Annotated in this window: 18 protein-coding genes and 1 tRNA gene; 14 read left to right on the top strand and 5 right to left on the bottom strand. The window is 72.1% G+C overall.

The window, feature by feature from the left end:
* Positions 1–168: 168 nt before the first annotated feature.
* The 6 genes from OHN19_RS06380 (at position 169) to OHN19_RS06355 (ending at position 7352) form a co-directional block, all read left to right on the top strand.
* Positions 169–1347, top strand: a complete 1179-nt coding sequence (locus OHN19_RS06380) for an MBL fold metallo-hydrolase (protein WP_330263205.1) — start codon at positions 169–171, stop codon at positions 1345–1347.
* A 707-nt stretch (positions 1348–2054) separates the two neighbouring features.
* Positions 2055–5255 carry an ATP-binding protein gene (locus tag OHN19_RS06375; RefSeq protein WP_419249507.1) on the top strand — a complete coding sequence of 1067 codons (3201 nt, stop codon included), beginning with the start codon at positions 2055–2057 and terminating at the stop codon, positions 5253–5255.
* A gap of 68 nt (positions 5256–5323) precedes the next feature.
* Positions 5324–5758, top strand: coding sequence for a roadblock/LC7 domain-containing protein (locus OHN19_RS06370; RefSeq protein ID WP_123764475.1), 435 nt, complete (start codon positions 5324–5326; stop codon positions 5756–5758).
* A 2-nt stretch (positions 5759–5760) separates the two neighbouring features.
* A complete protein-coding gene (locus OHN19_RS06365) occupies positions 5761–6132 on the top strand; it encodes a DUF742 domain-containing protein (protein ID WP_330263204.1) in 372 nt (123 codons plus the stop codon).
* On the top strand, positions 6110–6709 hold the full coding sequence (locus OHN19_RS06360) for a GTP-binding protein (protein WP_007386183.1): 600 nt from the start codon (positions 6110–6112) through the stop codon (positions 6707–6709). The genes OHN19_RS06365 and OHN19_RS06360 overlap by 23 nt, the downstream gene beginning before the upstream one ends.
* Before the next feature lie 61 nt (positions 6710–6770).
* Entirely contained in the window at positions 6771–7352 is a 582-nt protein-coding gene (locus OHN19_RS06355; protein ID WP_330263203.1) for a GAF domain-containing protein, read from the top strand.
* A gap of 105 nt (positions 7353–7457) precedes the next feature.
* Here OHN19_RS06355 and OHN19_RS06350 read toward each other — a convergent pair whose 3' ends face one another.
* Positions 7458–8066, bottom strand: coding sequence for a GOLPH3/VPS74 family protein (locus OHN19_RS06350; RefSeq protein WP_330263202.1), 609 nt, complete (start codon positions 8064–8066; stop codon positions 7458–7460).
* Between the two features lie 254 nt (positions 8067–8320).
* A complete protein-coding gene (locus OHN19_RS06345) occupies positions 8321–8449 on the bottom strand; it encodes a hypothetical protein (protein WP_330263201.1) in 129 nt (42 codons plus the stop codon).
* Between the two features lie 474 nt (positions 8450–8923).
* On the opposite strand from OHN19_RS06345, the gene tdh reads away from it, so the two are divergent.
* The 6 genes from tdh to OHN19_RS06315 are packed head-to-tail and all read left to right on the top strand — an operon-like array spanning position 8924 to position 13673.
* The gene (gene tdh / locus OHN19_RS06340) at positions 8924–9952 is read left to right on the top strand and encodes an L-threonine 3-dehydrogenase (protein WP_330263200.1); all 1029 of its coding nucleotides are present in this window, start codon (positions 8924–8926) and stop codon (positions 9950–9952) included.
* A 14-nt stretch (positions 9953–9966) separates the two neighbouring features.
* Positions 9967–11163, top strand: a complete 1197-nt coding sequence (locus OHN19_RS06335) for a glycine C-acetyltransferase (protein ID WP_330263199.1) — start codon at positions 9967–9969, stop codon at positions 11161–11163.
* A 37-nt stretch (positions 11164–11200) separates the two neighbouring features.
* Positions 11201–12103, top strand: a complete 903-nt coding sequence (locus tag OHN19_RS06330) for a LysR family transcriptional regulator (RefSeq protein WP_123764482.1) — start codon at positions 11201–11203, stop codon at positions 12101–12103.
* A gap of 59 nt (positions 12104–12162) precedes the next feature.
* Positions 12163–12747, top strand: coding sequence for a helix-turn-helix domain-containing protein (locus tag OHN19_RS06325; RefSeq protein ID WP_330263198.1), 585 nt, complete (start codon positions 12163–12165; stop codon positions 12745–12747).
* Complete coding sequence (locus tag OHN19_RS06320) at positions 12744–13277, top strand: GNAT family N-acetyltransferase (protein ID WP_330263197.1); 534 nt, start codon at positions 12744–12746, stop codon at positions 13275–13277. The genes OHN19_RS06325 and OHN19_RS06320 overlap by 4 nt, the downstream gene beginning before the upstream one ends.
* Positions 13278–13307: 30 nt before the next feature.
* The gene (locus tag OHN19_RS06315; protein ID WP_330263196.1) at positions 13308–13673 is read left to right on the top strand and encodes an MmcQ/YjbR family DNA-binding protein; all 366 of its coding nucleotides are present in this window, start codon (positions 13308–13310) and stop codon (positions 13671–13673) included.
* On the opposite strand, the gene OHN19_RS06310 is transcribed toward OHN19_RS06315, so the two are convergent.
* Positions 13663–14562, bottom strand: coding sequence for a transketolase (locus tag OHN19_RS06310; protein ID WP_330263195.1), 900 nt, complete (start codon positions 14560–14562; stop codon positions 13663–13665). The two genes, OHN19_RS06315 and OHN19_RS06310, sit on opposite strands and share 11 nt — an antisense overlap.
* 31 nt (positions 14563–14593) lie before the next feature.
* Positions 14594–15301 carry a transketolase gene (locus tag OHN19_RS06305; RefSeq protein ID WP_330263194.1) on the bottom strand — a complete coding sequence of 236 codons (708 nt, stop codon included), beginning with the start codon at positions 15299–15301 and terminating at the stop codon, positions 14594–14596.
* A 126-nt stretch (positions 15302–15427) separates the two neighbouring features.
* Between OHN19_RS06305 and OHN19_RS06300 the strand changes: the two genes are divergently transcribed.
* Positions 15428–15504: transfer RNA gene (locus OHN19_RS06300), tRNA-Pro, on the top strand.
* Between the two features lie 60 nt (positions 15505–15564).
* Here OHN19_RS06300 and glyA read toward each other — a convergent pair.
* Positions 15565–16866 (bottom strand): serine hydroxymethyltransferase, encoded by a 1302-nt coding sequence (gene glyA / locus OHN19_RS06295; protein ID WP_330263193.1) that lies wholly within the window; start codon positions 16864–16866, stop codon positions 15565–15567.
* 95 nt (positions 16867–16961) lie between these two features.
* On the opposite strand from glyA, the gene OHN19_RS06290 reads away from it, so the two are divergent.
* Positions 16962–17618, top strand: coding sequence for a GntR family transcriptional regulator (locus tag OHN19_RS06290; RefSeq protein ID WP_330263192.1), 657 nt, complete (start codon positions 16962–16964; stop codon positions 17616–17618).
* The last annotated feature ends 3 nt before the right edge of the window (positions 17619–17621 follow it).

Here is a 17621-nt window from a genome sequence, read left to right as displayed (position 1 = left end):
CGGGGGCGGCGGCGGGTTACTGAATGATCAGTCAGTATTGGCATCGGGGTCCGCCCTGTCAACGTGAACCCGTCCCACGGCGTCCTTACGCATGTGACCGGGTAGACCCCGGCTCTGTCAGCGGGGCGGACCATAATGGATGCCTCAGCTTCGCCACATGGAGGTACCGTGACCGGTTTCCGTTCCCTGAGCTCCGGGCTCCGCGCGGTGCAGCCCGCGGCCTTCGGTGCGGACCCGAGCGGTGAGCGCATGGCGCGCATCCGCAGATCCCCCCACTTCAAGGACGGCGTCTTCCAGAACCCCGGCGGACAGCCCACGCGGGTCCGCCCCGACGCGTCGCCGCTGGACTTCGCCAAGGTCTTCTTCGACGGCGACAGCCGGCCCCGGCGGGCTCCCGAAGGCCGGATCCCGGTGCACCCCACGACACTCGCCGACCTGTCCAAGCCGCCGGCCACCGGACTGCGGCTGACCTGGATGGGCCACTCCAGCGTGCTCGCCGAGATCGACGGCAGGCGGGTGCTGTTCGACCCCGTCTGGGGTGAGCGGTGCTCCCCCTTCCCCTTCGCCGGGCCCAAGCGGCTGCACCCCGTGCCGCTGCCGATCGCCGCGATCGGACCGGTCGACGTGGTCGTGATCTCCCACGACCACTACGACCACCTGGACATGCCCACGATCAAGGCACTCGCCGGGACGGACACCGTCTTCGCCGTGCCGCTCGGGGTCGGAGCGCACCTGGAGCACTGGGGCGTGCCCGCGGACCGGCTGCGCGAGCTGGACTGGCACGAGTCCACGCAGGTCGCCGGGCTGACGCTGACGGCCACACCGGCCCGGCACTTCTGCGGGCGCGGACTGCGGAACACCCAGCACACGCTGTGGGCGTCCTGGGTCGTCTCCAGTGCGGAGCACCGGGTGTACCACAGCGGTGACACCGGGTACTTCGACGGCTTCAAGGACATCGGCGCGGCCTTCGGGCCCTTCGACGCCACGATGATCCAGCTCGGTGCGTACTCGGAATTCTGGCCGGACATCCACATGACCCCCGACGAGGCGCTGCGGTCCCATCTGGACCTGCAGGGCGGGGACGCGGGGCGGGGGGTGTTGCTGCCGATTCACTGGGGGACGTTCAATCTCGCGACGCATCCGTGGGCGGAGCCGGCTGAGCAGACGATGCTGCTGGCGCACAAGGCCGGGGTCGCGATGGCTTCGCCGCGGCCGGGGGAGCCGTTCGAGCCGGGGGCGGTTCCGGTGGTGGATCCCTGGTGGCGGGCGGTGGCGAAGGCGCCGGCCGGGGGGTGGGAGGCGTTGCCCACGGCCACGGGGGAACCGGAGGCTGTGCTTGAGGGCTGACGGCTGAGCGTTGCTTGTCGGGCGCTGTGCGTTGGGGCATGGGGTGTCGGGTGGTCGCGGCGGGGCGAGGGTTCCGTTGGGGGCGCGCGGCACCCCTTTTTGTGCGTTTCTCGTGGCGTGTGGGTCGTGGCGTGGGGGCCGTGGCGGTCAGGGGTGACGGACACGTTCAGTGACGGTGGGGAAGGCTTGGGCCAATGGTCCGAAGGGGCTTCCGTGGGTGGTCGTACGCGATAAAGCGGCTGATGTGATGACCGACGCGCCCGGGCGTCCTGAGGCCTCGTCGTGTGTTCGTGAACTCTTCTGACCAGGGCTGATCGGTAATCACTCGTTCGGGGGCGCCCCGCCGGTCGGCTTGTCGCTCTGTCGTGCGAGGGCTCATACCAGAGTGGGACGCTCCCCGGGGGACTTTGTCAACTGCCGCTCGCACATGATGCGTTGGCGACTACTGTGAGTGTCCGCCGGGCGACGAGGGGTTGAAGTATTCGGTTCTCTCGACCGGTACGCCACGACGCATGCCCACGGCAGACCGCCGCGGGGGCGGGGAGGAGGGAGGGGACGCGCCGGTGACCGACGAACGCGCCGCCGCACCCACCCCGACACCCCCTGCCCGGCAGCCCGCAGGGGCGCGCGCCGCGGCCCGCCGGCCCGGGCGGGTCAGCCCGGGGCCCTCCGGCCATCAGGACCGACGGACCAGCACAAGGACACCGATGTCTCACCTCCGTGCACCGGCCGCGCGCGCAGACCGCCGTGAGGGCGGGCGGCACGGGCGGCAGGTCGCCCGCCCCGCACCCTCGCTGCCGGAGACGCACATACGGCCGCAGTTGTTGCGGCTGGCCGTGCTCCCGCCGATCGCGGTCGCCCTCAGCGGCTGCGCGGCCGTCCTGTTCACCGTCCGCTCCACCGGAGCCCGCCCCAGCCTTGTCCTGTGGGGCGTCCTCGGCGGCGCGGTCTCGGTCACGCTCGCGGGCATCCTGATCGCCGCGGTGGCGGCCGACCGAGCCGCGAAGACGGTGAGCGACCGGGTGGGCGCGCTGCGCCGCAGCAGCGCGCGCAGCGAGGCCGAACTGCGGACGCTGGTCGAGGGGTTGCGGCGCGGGGAGGTCCCGCCGGGGCGGGGTCCGCGCAGCGGTCCGCCCGACGACGCCGACGACTTCGAACTGCTCGCCGCCGACCTTGCACGGGCGCACGACGGTGCCGTCACCGCCGTCGTCCAGGCCGCCCAGCTCTCCAGCCAGGCGGGCAGCGAACAGAAGCTGGAGGTGTTCGTCAACCTCGCGCGGCGGCTTCAGTCGCTGGTGCACCGGGAGATCTCGATCCTCGACGAGCTGGAGAACGAGATCGAGGATCCCGACCTGCTCAAGGGGCTCTTCCACGTCGACCACCTCGCGACCCGGATCCGGCGGCACGCCGAGAACCTCGCGGTGCTCGGCGGCGCCGTCTCGCGTCGGCAGTGGAGCAACCCCGTCTCCATGACCGAGGTGCTGCGCTCGGCGATCGCCGAGGTCGAGCAGTACTCGCGGGTCAAACTGGTGCCGCCGATCGACGGCACGCTGCGCGGGCACGCCGTCGCCGACGTCATCCATCTGCTGGCCGAACTCGTCGAGAACGCCACGGTGTTCTCGGCGCCGCACACCCAGGTGCTGCTGCGGGCCAACCTCGTGACGTCGGGGCTCGCGGTCGAGGTCGAGGACCGTGGGCTCGGTATGCCGGTCGCCGAACAGCACCGCATGAACGCGCTGTTGACGGACCCCGATCAGGTGAATGTGGCCAGCCTGCTGGCGGACGGCCGCATCGGGTTGTTCGTGGTGTCACAGCTCGCCAAGCGGCACGGGATCCATGTGCGGCTCCAGACCAACATCTACGGCGGGGTGCAGGCCGTTCTCGTCGTACCGCAGGCGTTGTTGGGGGCGGCGCCGGGGGCGGTGGGGGCGGGCGCGGATGCGCCCCCGCGGAGTCCGGGGCAGTCGCGGCCCGGTCCCGCGGCACGGCACCGGGGTGCACCCGCGGAGCCGCGTTCCGGGGGGGACCTGGGGCCACGGGATGGCCGGGGCGGCGCGGGGGCGAACCGCAACGGCCGTGTGATGCCGTCGGCGAGTGGTGGCGGGGCGGGGGCGCGGGGTGCGGTGAATGGACGGGGGGCGGTGGCTGATGCCGGGGCGGAGAGCGCGGGTGGTGGACCTGGGCGGGGTGGGCGTGCGTCGGGCGTTGGTGTGCGCGAGTCCGGGGCCGGGGGCGCCGGTGAGCGTGGGACAGGTGTGACCGGTGGTGTCGAGGGGGCGGCGGGGGACGGTGGTCGAGCGTCGGGTGGTGGTGGATCGGGACCAGGCGGGATCGGGTCGGCTGGGGGCGGCAACCGAGCTGCTCTGAATGGGGTCGGATCGTCGCCTGTTGGCAACGGAGCTTCACCGGACGGGAATTGGCGGTCGACGGACGGCAACGGTGTTGTGCCGGACGGTGTCGCGCTCCCGGTCGGTGGCGGCGGTGTTGTGCCGGACGGTGTCACACCCTCGACCGGTGGCTTCGCAGGGGGCACCGATCGGAACGGGCCGTCGGCCGGTGGAAGTGCGGCGGGCGCCAACCAGCAGGGGGTGTCGGCCGGTGGCAAGGCAGCAGGCGTCGATCGGACCGGGTTGTCGTCCGTTGGAAATGCAGCGGGCGTTGAGTGGACCGGGTCGTCCGGTGGTGGCAATGCGGCGGGCGGCAACCGGAACGGGTTGTCGGCCGGTGGTAGCGCCGTGGGATCCGACGAGACCCGGCTGTCGGTCGACGGCCACGCAGTCGACGCCAACAGGACCGGGGTGTCGGCCGGTGGTGACGGAGTGGGGGCCGACAGGGCCTCAGCTGGTGACAACCGGGCCATGGCCAACGGGGTCGGCGATGGGCGGGGCGGGGCGACGGGGCAGGGGGCTCGGTCCGGGCGGCCCGCGCCGTTGCCTGTGCGAGGGGCGCAGGCCCGGCGGCCCAATCCCGCCGAAGCCGTGCCCGGGATCAGGCCCGGCGATCGGCGGCTGGTCGCGGAGCATGTGGTCGCGCCTCCCACCCCGCGCACCGGGACCGTGCGGGGCACCATGGGCAAGCCCCAACTGCCCCGGCGTCGCGCCCAGGAGCACATCGTGCCCCAGCTGCGCGGCGGGCCCGCGCCCCGGCAGGACGCCGAGTACCTCGGCGGGCACGATCCGGGACTGATGGCGGCCTTCCAACGTGGCATCAGCCTCGCGGAAGCCCAACAGCACCTGGAAGCGGCGCCCGGCGAACCGGAACCGGCCATGCCTGCGGCTCCGCCCCACACGGAGTCCGCCCGCACCGACCCGTCGGCATCCAGCCACACGGGCCCGGCGCACACGGAGTCCGGTCACACCATGGAGGCCAGCCTCCCTAGCTCCGCGCATACGGCGTCCAGCCACATGGAGTCCGGTGCCCTGGGCCCGGCGCACACAGCGGGCGGCCACATGGACTCCGGCGCCCTGGGTTCCGCGCACACAGCGGGCGGCCACATGGGGTCCGGTGCCCTGGGCTCCGCCCACACGGCCTCCGCCCACACGGCCTCCGCCCACACGGCCTCCGCCCACACGGCCTCCGCCCACACGGCCTCCGCCCACACGGCCTCCGCCCCCTTGGACTCGACGCCGCCCGTGGCCCACGCCCCCATGGAGACCTACAGCGGCACCGGCCCGTCCCGTACGGACAGCGTGGCCGCCCCGCTGCAGTCCCGGCCCGTTCCGGCCCCCGACCCCTCCGCCGCGTTCGACTTCGGTGAGGGCACGGGTCGTACGGCCGCCGCCGCACCCACGACAGAGTCCGCCGACATAGACGTAACCCCCATGGAGCGGCCCCACATATCCGACGTGCACGGCCTCGGACCCGACCGCACCAACCCCCGGCACGACGGGAGCGCACCCGCCGGATGACCGTCCCCGCGTTCACCCCACCCCCCAGCGCTCCCGCAGACCTTCGTACCTCAAGGAGTCGATCCACCATGGCGAGCGAAGCGCCGACCGGCCATGTATCCGACCTCGACTGGCTGATGAGCGGCCTCGTGCAGCGTGTGCCGCACACCAGCAGCGCGGTCCTGCTGTCCTGCGACGGGCTCGTGAAGTCGGTCCACGGCCTCGATGTGGACAGCGCCGACCACATGGCCGCCCTGGCCTCCGGCCTCTACTCCCTCGGCCGCAGCGCGGGCGCACGTTTCGGCGACGGCGGAGACGTCCGCCAGGTCGTCGTCGAACTCGACTCGACGCTGCTGTTCGTGACCACCGCCGGCTCCGGCACCTGTCTCGCCGTCCTGGCGGGACGCGAGGCCGACGCCGCCGTGCTCGGCTACGAGATGGCGATGCTCGTCAAGAGCGTCCGCCCCTACCTGGTGACCGCGCCCCGGCAGCATGCCGTCGAATCCCCGGCGATGAGGCCTTGAGCGTGGCGGCGGCCGGCGACGGGCCCTGGCTCGACGACGCGGCCGGGCGGCTGGTGCGGCCCTTCACGGTCAGCAACGGCCGCACCCGGCCGTCCATCGCGCTCGACCTCCTGTCGCACGTCCGGGCCACCGGAGTCACCCCCATCGGCTACCTCGGCCCCGAGCACGCACAGGCGCTCGACCTGTGCCGCGCGACCGTCTCGGTCGCCGAGGTCGCCGCCCATCTGAAGCTGCCGGCGGTGGTCACCAAGGTGCTCCTGTCCGACCTCGTCGACTGCGGGGCGCTGACCACCCAGCCCCCCGAGTTCACCCACAACCCGACTGACCGGGCTCTTCTGGAGGCAGTGCTCGATGGACTACGACGACAGCTCTGACCCCTTCCCCACCGCACTGAAGATCCTGGTGGCGGGAGGGTTCGGGGTAGGCAAGACGACCTTCGTGGGCGCGGTCAGCGAGATCGCCCCGCTCAGCACGGAGGAACTGCTCACCACGGTCAGCGCCGCGACCGACAGTCTCGACGGCATCGAGAACAAGGTCGAGACGACGGTGGCCATGGACTTCGGACGCATCACGCTCGATCCGGAACACGTGCTCTACCTGTTCGGTACGCCCGGGCAGGAGCGGTTCTGGTTCATGTGGGACGAGCTCTCCGAGGGCGCGCTCGGCGCGGTGATCCTCGCGGACACCCGTCGGCTGGAGGACTGCTTCGCGGCGGTCGACTTCTTCGAACAGCGCGGACTCGGGTTCATCGTCGCGATCAACGAGTTCGACGGCGGGTACCGCTACGACCCGGAGGAGGTCCGTGCCGCCATCGACCTGCCGCCGGAGATCCCGATCGTGCGCTGCGACGCCCGGATCTCCAGTTCGGGGGTGCAGACCCTGCTCACCCTCGTACGCCATCTCATCGCCCACAGCCCGGCGCCCGCGCCGAGCCATGGCGCCCACATGTGACCCCCGCACACACCGTCACGGAGCCGCATATGACCGACGTCCACAGCGACGGAAGCCGCCCATGAGCTACGACCCACCACGCCCGGCCGGTCGGCTGCTGCTCACCCCGGAGGACAAGGAGGCCCCGGACCGGGCGCGCCGGCTGCGCCTGCTGGGGCTCGGGGAGCAGCCGGAACCCGTGCTCGACGCCTTCGCCGAGCGGCTCGCCGAGCGCACGGGGGCGCCGTACGCGATGGTCAACTTCATCGGCGAGCAACGGCAGTTCTTCGCCGGTCTCAGGATTCCTGCGGCCCGGCCTCCCGCCCCGGCGGACGGTGCCGAGGCCAAGCCGGAAGTGGGCCGCTATATGGAGCGGGACCATGGGTTCTGCCCCCATGTGGTCGTCCGTCGCAAGGCGTTGGCCCTGGAGGACGTCCGCGACTACCCGCGCTTCGCCGGCAACCCGGTGGTCGACGAGTTCGGCATCCGGTCCTATCTGGGCGCACCGCTCATCGACTCCACCGGGATGGTCCTCGGCACGGTGTGCGTCGAGGACGTGGAGCCGCGGACCTGGGGGAAGTCCGGTCTCGAGACCATCAAGTCGTCGGCGGCCGAACTCGTGGCACGGCTGGAGCGGAGGGAGGCCGACGGGTTCCCGCTGTGAGCGGCACAGGGCGGTGAGCAGCACAAGGCGGTGAGCGTCAGACGCCCGTGAGCGTCAGACGCCCGTGACTTCACCCACCCGCGAGCGTCACGAGCCCGCGCCGCGTCACACCCCGCCGCGCCAGACGTTGTCGAAGGCGGAGCTCTCGATCGCCCGCCGTTGCCGTACGGCCTCCAGCTCCATCACCGCGTCCCCGACGGCGGCCAGCACGGTCGTGGCCGCCTCTCCGACGAGTTTCTCGTCGAACTCCGGTTCCTTGTCGTCGACCCCGGCCGCTGCTGCCAGGGCGGCGAGGACCGGCTCGCCCGACGCCCGGCGTTCCTCCGCGCCGCTGCGGGCCGGGGAGTCGACCGGCACCGTCCGCCCGGAGAGCAGCGGGAGGCGACCGCCGCGTCTGCGAGTGGTCAGTCCGATCTTCTCCAGGTCGTCGACGTAGGCCGCGGCGAGCTCGCTGCCCCGCCGCCACAGCCAGTCCTCCACCGTCTCGTAGGGCTCCTGCCGGACGAGCGACGTGGTGGCCTCGTCCAGCAGCCGGTCTCCCGTCGCCGCCTGCGGGCCCGGCACGATCCGGTCGTCGTCCAGGGCGATCGCCCCGGCGTCCACCAGGTCGAGCAACTCGGCCCCCGCGAGCGCGAGCGAGAGGTCACCCTGCTCCAGGGAGCGGTTGCGAGCCACCTCCAGAGCGACGATCGCGAGGTCCCGTGCGGTGGTCATGAGCGGCTCCAGGTCAGTCGGCCGGGTGCGGGGCGGGGGCGCGGGGACCGCGGTGCGCGAGCCTGGCACCCTCGGTCGATTCTCTCCGCGATCGGCCCACGATGACCATGCGATGCGGGAATCCGACCCACAGGACGACGGTCGCCGCGGCTGGGTCGAGCGACGGCGCCAGGAGGAGCGCCGATCGGCACCCGTCGTGGAGCGGCGGGGCGAGGATCGGCGAGCCGAGGGTGCGGCCGACGGAGTACCGGCGGTCAGCAGCGTGGCGGGACCCGGGAACCGTAGAGGGGCGCCATGGTCAGGGCGAGCGTGCAGACGCCGATGAAGCTGGCCAGGGCGGGCAGGGCGATGCCGACCCCCTGGATCAGCGGGGCCGTAAGCATCAGAAAGCAGCAGGCGGCGGCGCGACCAGCGGCGAGCTGGGCTGGGCGGGGGACCTCTGCTCGATCGCGGCGACCAGGAAGGTCCCGCTACGATGCATTCGGCGCGGGTGCAGCCGACGAACAGTGCCCGGAACCAGCGGCGGTCGCGCTGCCCGCCCTTCGAGCGTCGCCGGCCTCTCCCCCCGGCCGCCAGTGCGCCCGCTCCACGAGCGCCCCGGCCTCCAGCCCCCCCCGGACGGCTGCGCAGCCCCCAGGCGATCCGCACGCCCCGCCACACCGCCCCCCGTCCCAGGCCGCTCCCCGCCCAACGCCAAGCCCCGTCACCAGACCCCGAGTTGACCCGTCACCGCACCCCCCACCGCCAGGCGTGAAGCCAAGCTGTGGTGCCGCTTAAGAAATCCTCGATGGACCAGGACGGCGCCGTACGGCAGATTGCTGGGCGTTTCCACCCCTCGCACCCACAGGAGCCGTAGCGTGAAGGCGCTGGTCAAGGAGAGGGCCGAGCCCGGGCTCTGGCTCGCGGACGTCCCGGAGCCCGCCGTCGGACCCGGCGATGTGCTGATCAAGGTGCTGCGCACGGGGATCTGCGGCACCGATCTGCACATCCGGAACTGGGACGGCTGGGCGCAGCAGGCGATCCGCACCCCGCTCGTCCTCGGGCACGAGTTCGTCGGCGAGGTCGTCGAGACCGGGCGCGATGTCGCGGAGATCCAGGTCGGCGACCGGGTGAGCGGCGAGGGGCACCTCGTCTGCGGGAAGTGCCGCAACTGTCTTGCCGGTCGGCGGCACCTGTGCCGAGCCACGGTCGGGCTCGGCGTCGGCAGGGACGGGGCCTTCGCCGAGTACGTCGCCCTGCCGGCGGCCAATGTGTGGGTGCACCGGGTTCCCGTGGAACTCGACGTGGCCGCGATCTTCGACCCGTTCGGCAACGCCGTGCACACCGCACTGTCCTTCCCCCTGGTCGGCGAGGACGTGCTGATCACCGGGGCCGGTCCGATCGGTCTGATGGCGGCGGCCGTCGCCCGGCACGCTGGTGCCCGCAACGTCGTGATCACCGACGTCAGCGAGGAGCGCCTGGAGCTGGCCCGCAAGATCGGGGTGAGCCTCGCGCTCAACGTGGCGGAGGGGCAGATCGCAGACGGGCAGAGGGAGTTGGGGCTGCGCGAGGGCTTCGACATCGGCCTGGAGATGTCCGGGCGCCCCGAGGCGCTGCGCGACATGATCGCCAACATGACGCACGGCGGCCGGATCGCGATGCTGGGGCTGCCGGCCGCGGAGTTCCCCGTCGACTGGGCCCGGATCGTCACCTCGATGATCACCATCAAGGGCATCTACGGCCGTGAGATGTTCGAGACCTGGTACGCGATGTCGGTCCTCCTGGAGGGCGGACTCGACCTAGCCCCCGTGATCACCGGCCGCTACGGCCACCGCGACTTCGAGGCGGCGTTCGCCGACGCGGCGAGCGGCCGCGGCGGCAAGGTCATCCTCGACTGGACCAACTGACCAAGGGACCCACGATGTTCGACTCCGTGCGCGACGACCTGCGCGCCACCCTCGACGAGATCCGCGCCGCCGGACTGCACAAGCCCGAGCGCGTGATCGACACCCCGCAGTCCGCCACCGTGAACGTCTCCTCGGGAGGCCGTCCGGGCGAGGTCCTCAACTTCTGCGCCAACAACTACCTCGGCCTCGCCGACCACCCCGAGGTGGTCGCCGCCGCCCACGAGGCCCTGGACCGCTGGGGCTACGGCATGGCCTCGGTCCGTTTCATCTGCGGCACCCAGGAGGTGCACAAGGAGCTGGAGGCACGCCTTTCCGCCTTCCTCGGCCAGGAGGACACGATCCTGTACTCCTCCTGCTTCGACGCCAACGGCGGTGTCTTCGAAACCCTGTTGGGCCCCGAGGACGCGGTGATCTCCGACGCCCTGAACCACGCCTCCATCATCGACGGCATCCGGTTGTCGAAGGCCCGCCGATTCCGCTACGCAAACCGCGATCTGGCCGACCTGGAAAGGCAGTTGAAGGACGCCTCCGACGCGCGCCGGCGGCTGGTCGTCACCGACGGCGTCTTCTCCATGGACGGTTACGTGGCGCCGCTGCGCGAGATCTGCGACCTCGCCGAACGCTACGACGCCATGGTCATGGTGGACGACTCGCACGCCGTCGGCTTCGTAGGCCCCGGCGGTCGCGGCACCCCCGAGCTGCACGGCGTGATGGACCGCGTCGACATCATCACCGGCACCCTCGGCAAGGCCCTCGGCGGGGCCTCCGGCGGGTACGTCGCCGCCCGTGCCGAGATCGTCGCCCTGCTGCGTCAGCGCTCCCGGCCGTACCTCTTCTCCAACACACTCGCCCCGGTGATCGCCGCGGCCTCCCTGAAGGTCCTGGACCTGCTGGAGTCGGCCGACGACCTGCGGGTGCGGCTGCGCGAGAACACCGCCCTGTTCCGCCGCCGGATGACCGAGGAGGGCTTCGACATCCTCCCCGGCGACCACGCCATCGCGCCCGTGATGATCGGCGACGCCTCCCGGGCGGGCCGGCTCGCGGAGCTGCTGCTGGAACGCGGGGTGTACGTGATCGGGTTCTCCTACCCGGTCGTCCCGCAGGGCCAGGCGCGGATCCGCGTACAGCTGTCGGCCGCGCACTCGACCGAGGACGTCAACCGCGCGGTGGAGGCCTTCGTCGCGGCCCGCGCGGAGCTCGACGGGAGCTGAGCCGGAGCACACGGGGGCATTTGAGACAATCGATCCCATGATCGAAGCGCGGCGGCTCCACATCCTGCGTGCGGTGGCCGACCACCGCACGGTGACGGCGGCTGCCGCCGCGCTGTACCTCACGCCCTCGGCGGTCTCCCAGCAGCTGACCGCCCTGGAGCAGGAGACCGGCCACCGGCTGGTCGAGCGCGGCGCGAAAGGCGTACGGCTGACTCCGGCCGGCGAGATCCTGCTCGGCCACACCAACGCGGTCCTCGCCCAGCTGGAGCGGGCGGAGGCCGAACTCGCCGCGTACGGCGCGGGGGAGGCCGGCACGGTCACCGTCGCCTCCTTCGCGACCGGGATCGCCCTGGTCGTGGCGCCCGCGGTGACCCGGCTCGCGAGGACGGCCCCCGGCATCCAGCTGCGCGTCCAGGACGCCGAGGGCGACGCGAGTCTGCCGATGGTGCTGGACCGGCAGGTCGACGTGGCGGTCGCGGTGGAGTACCGCGGGGCCCCGCCGGCCGACGACCCCCGGCTGGCCCACGTGCCCCTGTACGCCGAGCCCTTCGACGCGGTCGTCCCGGCCGGTCACCGGCTCGCCGACGCGGGCGAGGTGCCGCTGGCGGAGCTCGCCAAGGACCCGTGGATCGGCCCCTACCCGGGCAACCCCTGCCATGACGTGGTGGTCCTGGCCTGCGAGAACGCCGGTTTCCAGCCGCGCCTGGAGCACTCCTCGGACGACTTCCGCGCGGTGGTGGCCCTGGCCTCGGCGGGCGCCGGGGTGGCCCTGGTGCCACGGTCGGCGCTGCGCGGGATGGACCTCGCGGGGGTGGTCGTACGACCGGTGGACGGCGCGGCGCCGACGCGGCGGGTGTTCGCGGCGGTGCGACGCGGGGCGGAGACGCATCCGCTGATCCGGCCGGTGCTGGAGGCGCTGGGCGAGGCGGCCGGGGCGTAGCGGCCCGCGGAGAGCTTCCGGAAACCTCTCTGTTTCACATCAGGGATATCGTCCCGGATATGAAACGCGATGTGGTCGAGAGCGCGGTGGACTCCGTCGATCTCCGTCTCGCCGCCCGGCTCGCCGGGCTGCGGACCGAACACGGCTGGTCCCTCGGGGAGTTGGCGGAGCGCAGCGGAGTCAGCAAGTCGACTCTCTCGCGTGCCGAGCGGGCCGAGATCAGCCCGACCGCCTCCCTGCTGAACCGGTTGTGCGGGGTGTACGGGCGGACCATGTCGCAGCTGCTCAGCGAGGTCGAGGCCGAGCCCGCGCCGCTGGTGCGCGGCGCCGAGCAGACGGTGTGGGCGGACCCGGCCTCCGGGTTCGTACGGCGGTCCGTGTCCCCGCCGCACCCCGGGCTGCGCGGTGAACTCGTCGAGGGACGTCTCACCGCCGGCGCCGACATCTCCTACGACCGCCCGCCCGTGCCCGGCCTCGAACAGCACATCTGGGTGCTGGAGGGCGCGCTCGACGTCACCGCCCGAGGCGTCGAGCACCACCTCGACGCCGGGGACTGCCTGCGCCTGCGCGTGTGGGGACCGACCCGCTTCCGCTGCACCGGCCCCGACGCGGTGCGGTACGTGCTGGCGGTGGTGCTGCCGTGATCGTCACCCGCCTGGACCAAGCCCAACTGATGGACCGTATCGACGAGTTGACCGGACTGCTGGTCGACACCGTGGACGGCGGCGCCTCCATCGGCTTCCTCGCGCCCCTCGACCACGCCGAGGCCGTGGCCTGGTGGAAGGAGCGCGCGGCCGCGGTGACCGCCGGTCACCTGGCGGTGTGGGCGGCCTGCGACGGCCACCGCGTGCTCGGCACGGTCAGCCTGGTCTTCCCCGACAAGCCCAACTCCCGCCACCGCGCCGAACTGGTCAAGCTGATGGTGCACCGGGACGCCCGCGGGCGCGGCCTCGGACGCAGGCTCCTCGCCCTCGCGGAAGAGGAAGCCGCCGCGGCCGGCATCACCCTGCTCCACCTCGACACCGAGACCGACAGCCCCGCCGAACGCCTCTACGGCTCGGCCGGCTGGACCCGGGCCGGGATCATCCCCGACTACGCGGCCGATCCCGGCGGGGAGCTGCGGCCGACGACGCTGTACTACAAGCAGCTGGGTGCGGCCGCTCCCACCAGGTGATTGTCAGTGCGGGCCGATACGGTGCCTGTCATGCCGGACGCCGAAGACGTACGCCGTATCGCCCTGTCCCTGCCGGACACCACGGAGAAGATCGCCTGGAGCATGCCCACGTTCCGGGTCGCGGGCAAGATGTTCGCCACGCTGCCCGAGGACGAGACCTCCATCGCCGTGCGCTGCCCCAAGGAGGAGCGGGACGAACTGGTGCTGGCGGAACCGGGGAAGTTCTGGATCGCCGACCACGAGGCGCAGTTCGCGTGGGTGCGCGCCCGCCTGACCGCGATCGAGGACGAGGCCGAACTGCGCGACATCCTCGCCGACTCCTGGCGGCAGGCGGCCCCGTCGCGGCTGCTCGACGCGTATCCGGCGCTGGGGCTGCCGGACCCTCCTAGGGGGTGAGGAAGGCGCCGATCCGCTCCCGCAGCGACCGCGCGTCCAGCCCGTGCGCGGCGACGTGTTCCTCGATCGTGCCGTACCGCCGCAGCTCACGGCGGCCCACGCCGAGGCCCAGTACCCGGTGCGGTACGTCGGCGAGGGCGTCGTTCGCCGCCGCGGTGGACGTGCCCGCCAGGTACGGCTCGACCAGTACGACGTCGGTGCCCGCGGTGCGCGTGGCCCGGCGCAGCGCGGCCGCGTCGAAGGGCCGTACGGTCGTCGCGTACAGGATGGTCACGTCCAGGCCCTCCGTGGCGGCGAGCACGTGGTCGAGCATCGGCCCGACCGCCAGCACGACCCCGGAGCCTCCCTCGCGGACCGTCCGGAACCGCTCGCCGTCCACCGGCAGCGCGTCCCGGTTGGCCTGGAGGGACAGCCGTACGTACACCTTGTCGTCGCCCGCCGCCACGGCGTGCCGCAGCAGGGTCTCGGCCTCGTCGGGGTGCCCGGGCACCTGCACGGTCCAGCCGTCGAGGGTGTCGAGGAGAGCCACGTCCCCGGGGGCCATGTGCGTGTAGCCACCGGCGGGCCAGTCGAAGGAGGCGGCCGCGCTCACCAGGACCGCGCCCGCGTCCTGGTGCCCGAGGTCCAGCTTGACCTGCTCGAAGGGCCGCTCCACGAGGAAGCTGGCGAAGGTGTGCAGGACGGGCCGCAGCCCGGTCAGCGCCAGTCCCGCGCCCGCGCCGACGAGGAGCTGCTCGCGGATGCCGACGTTGACGACCCGGTCGGGATGGCGGCGGGCCGCCCCGGAGAAGCCGTCCGCGCCGATCTCGGCGAGCACGACCGCGACCCGGGGATCCTCGTCGAGCAGTCGCGAGACGACGGTGGTGAAACGCTCACGCATGGTGTCCATGGGGATACGGACCTCTTCCGGGAGAGAGTGTTCAGAACGACTTCGGCTCGACCTGGGCCACGACCACGTGCGGTCGGCCCGGATGCGGGGCCGTGAAAGCGGCGTACAGCGCCTCGTGGTCACGGCCGTCGACCGTGACGGCGGACCAGCCCGCGGCCTCGAAGCGGGCCGCGATGCCGCCGGGCCGGGCGTGACTCGCGGAGGAGTTGTCGACGACGACGGTGTGCAGGCGCTCCAGCCCCGCGGGCCCGGCGAAGGCGATGGCCTCGTGGTTGCTGCCCTCGTCCAGCTCCGCGTCCCCGATCAGCACCCACACCCGCGGATCGTCCAGGCCCTGGGCGCGCAGCCCCAGCGCCGTGCCGACGCCGATCGGCAGCCCGTGCCCCAGCGAACCGCTGCCGATCTCGGCACCGGGCACCAGGACCCGGTCCGGGTGGTGGCCGAGCGGGGAGTCGTACGAGCCGAAGCCCGGCAGCCAGTCCACGGGCACGAAGCCCTTCGCGGCCAGCACCGCGTAGTACGCCATCGGCCCGTGCCCCTTGGACAGCAGGAACCGGTCCCGCGCGGGGTCGTCCGACTGTTCCGGGCGCACCCGCAGGACACGGTCGTAGAGCACCCACAGCACGTCCAGCGTGGAGGTCGCCGCCGGTCCGTGCTTCTCGTCGCCCGTCATCAGCCCCATGAGCCGGGGCAGGTCCTCGTAGGCGTACGTCCGTCCGCGTTCCTCGGTGATCGTCATGCGGTCGATCGTGCAACCTCAACCAAACCTGAGGTCAAGCGGGAAAGGGGTGCGCGACCATCGACCCGAGTGCGGTATGGTTTCTCTGCGCGTTCGGCCAGGGGAAACCCCAGGTCAGACGGGCACCGGGACGTGGCGCAGCTTGGTAGCGCACTTGACTGGGGGTCAAGGGGTCGCAGGTTCAAATCCTGTCGTCCCGACCAGCTTCACGCAGGTCGGAGGCCGTTTTCCCAAGAAGGGGAAAACGGCCTTTTCCATGTGCTTCAGTCTCGTCGGGAGCCGTCCGGGTAGAGCGGGAAGGCCGCGGCGAGTTTCTCGACCCGGGCGCGCAGTTCGTCCTCGGGGCGTTCGCCCTTCAGGGACTCCGCGATGATGTCGGCGACCTCACGGAACTCCACGTCGCCGAAACCGCGGGTGGCCAGGGCGGGCGTGCCGATGCGCAGGCCGGAGGAGATCATCGGCGGGCGTGGGTCGAAGGGCACCGCGTTGCGGTTGACCGTGATGCCGATGCGGTGCAGCCGGTCCTCGGCCTGCTTGCCGTCCAGCTCGGAGTTCCTCAAGTCGACCAGGATCAGGTGGACTTCGGTGCCGCCGGTCAGGACGGTGATGCCGGCCTCGGCGACGTCGTCGGCGAGCAGCCGGCCCGCGAGGATCTTCGCGCCCCGCAGCGTGCGCCGCTGGCGCTCCCTGAACTCCTCCGAGGCGGCCACCTTGAAGGCCACCGCCTTCGCCGCTACGACATGCTCCAGCGGGCCGCCCTGCTGCCCCGGGAAGACGGCCGAGTTGATCTTCTTGGCCAGGTCGGCCCGGCTGAGGATCACCCCGCCGCGCGGGCCGCCGAGGGTCTTGTGGGTGGTGGTCGTGACGACGTCGGCGTACGGCACCGGGTTCGGATGGAGCCCCGCGGCCACCAGACCCGCGAAGTGCGCCATGTCCACCATCAGATACGCGCCCACCGCGTCGGCGATCCGGCGGAACTCCGCGAAGTCCAGCTGTCGGGGATAGGCCGACCAGCCCGCCACGATCATCCTCGGCCGGTGTGCCAGGGCGAGTTGCTCGACCTCGTCCATGTCGACGCGCAGGTCGGACTCACGGACGTGGTACGGCACCACGTTGTACAGCTTGCCGGAGTAGTTGAGCCGCATGCCGTGGGTCAGATGCCCGCCGTGCGCGAGGTCGAGCCCGAGGATGGTGTCGCCGGGCTGCAACAGGGCGAACATCGCGGCCGCGTTGGCCTGGGCTCCCGAGTGCGGCTGGACGTTGGCGGCCTCGGCGCCGAAGAGCTCCCGGACCCGGGCGATGGCCAACCGCTCGATGACGTCGACGTGTTCACAGCCGCCGTAGTAGCGGCGGCCCGGGTAGCCCTCGGCGTACTTGTTGGTCAGGACCGAGCCCTGCGCCTCCATGACCGCGGCCGGCGCGAAGTTCTCCGAGGCGATCATCTCGAGGGTGGACTGCTGGCGGTGCAGTTCGGCGGCCACCGCGGCGGCGATCTCCGGGTCGAGTTCGTCGAGCGGGAGGGAGAGGGGGGAGGTGGGCGTGGTGAGCGACGTACTCGTTGCCATCTGTGCACCATCCTGAGAGCCAACTCATGGGCAACTGATATATCAACCTCTGCGGTAAAGTATGGGAGCTCATCCGACAGGTCAAGGGGGCGTCCATGCAACAGGCCGCGGCCGAGGTCGAGGAGCTGTCGCTCGCCGAGCGCGCGTACCGCGCCATCCGCGACCGGCTCGTCATGCTGGAGATCCGCCCCGGAGCGCCCATCAACGAGGAGCAGCTCGGACAGTCCCTCGGTGTCGGCCGTACCCCGGTGCGCGAGGCTCTCAAGCGGCTCCAGTACGAACGCCTGATCACCACCTATCCCCGGCGCGGCACCTTCGCCACCGAGGTCAACATCACCGACCTGGCCCATATCTCCGAGGTGCGCCAGGAACTCGAACCCCTGGCCGCGGCCCAGGCCGCGCGGCGCGCCACGGCCGCCGACCGGGCGAACCTGACGGCGCTGCGGGCCGAACTGGACGAGGACGCGCCCGGCCGGAACCCCGCCGAGCTGATGCGCCTGGACCTCCGGGTCCACCGGGCCGTCTACGCCGCCACGCACAATCCGTACCTGGAGGACACCCTCGTCCGCCACGACAACCTGGCCACCCGCATCTGGTGCCTGTTCGTGGACCGGCTGTCCGACATGGCCGGCCACGTCGAGGAGCACGGCCCGCTGATCACGGCGATCGTCGCCGGTGACGCCGACCGCGCGGCACGGCTCGCCCGCAGCCATGTGGAGGGCTTCGAGCGGGCCGTGCGCGAGGCCATCTGAGCC

This window comes from Streptomyces griseorubiginosus, from assembly GCF_036345115.1.
Classification (GTDB): domain Bacteria; phylum Actinomycetota; class Actinomycetes; order Streptomycetales; family Streptomycetaceae; genus Streptomyces; species Streptomyces griseorubiginosus_C.
The sequence above is the reverse complement of the archived record's forward strand: the minus strand, read 5'-3'. Positions and strand labels throughout refer to the sequence as shown.

Excerpts from the sequence above, each read along its gene's own strand:
- OHN19_RS06315 (WP_330263196.1), top strand. The coding sequence starts at position 13,308 with ATGCCGGACGCCGAAGACGTACGCCGTATCGCCCTGTCCCTGCCGGAC.
- OHN19_RS06375 (WP_419249507.1), top strand. The coding sequence starts at position 2,055 with ATGTCTCACCTCCGTGCACCGGCCGCGCGCGCAGACCGCCGTGAGGGC.
- OHN19_RS06355 (WP_330263203.1), top strand. The coding sequence starts at position 6,771 with ATGAGCTACGACCCACCACGCCCGGCCGGTCGGCTGCTGCTCACCCCG.
- OHN19_RS06325 (WP_330263198.1), top strand. The coding sequence starts at position 12,163 with ATGAAACGCGATGTGGTCGAGAGCGCGGTGGACTCCGTCGATCTCCGT.
- OHN19_RS06370 (WP_123764475.1), top strand. The coding sequence starts at position 5,324 with ATGGCGAGCGAAGCGCCGACCGGCCATGTATCCGACCTCGACTGGCTG.
- OHN19_RS06330 (WP_123764482.1), top strand. The coding sequence starts at position 11,201 with ATGATCGAAGCGCGGCGGCTCCACATCCTGCGTGCGGTGGCCGACCAC.
- OHN19_RS06335 (WP_330263199.1), top strand. The coding sequence starts at position 9,967 with ATGTTCGACTCCGTGCGCGACGACCTGCGCGCCACCCTCGACGAGATC.
- OHN19_RS06360 (WP_007386183.1), top strand. The coding sequence starts at position 6,110 with ATGGACTACGACGACAGCTCTGACCCCTTCCCCACCGCACTGAAGATC.
- OHN19_RS06350 (WP_330263202.1), bottom strand. The coding sequence starts at position 8,066 with ATGACCACCGCACGGGACCTCGCGATCGTCGCTCTGGAGGTGGCTCGC.
- glyA (WP_330263193.1), bottom strand. The coding sequence starts at position 16,866 with ATGGCAACGAGTACGTCGCTCACCACGCCCACCTCCCCCCTCTCCCTC.
- OHN19_RS06310 (WP_330263195.1), bottom strand. The coding sequence starts at position 14,562 with ATGGACACCATGCGTGAGCGTTTCACCACCGTCGTCTCGCGACTGCTC.
- OHN19_RS06345 (WP_330263201.1), bottom strand. The coding sequence starts at position 8,449 with ATGCTTACGGCCCCGCTGATCCAGGGGGTCGGCATCGCCCTGCCCGCC.
- OHN19_RS06290 (WP_330263192.1), top strand. The coding sequence starts at position 16,962 with ATGCAACAGGCCGCGGCCGAGGTCGAGGAGCTGTCGCTCGCCGAGCGC.
- OHN19_RS06305 (WP_330263194.1), bottom strand. The coding sequence starts at position 15,301 with ATGACGATCACCGAGGAACGCGGACGGACGTACGCCTACGAGGACCTG.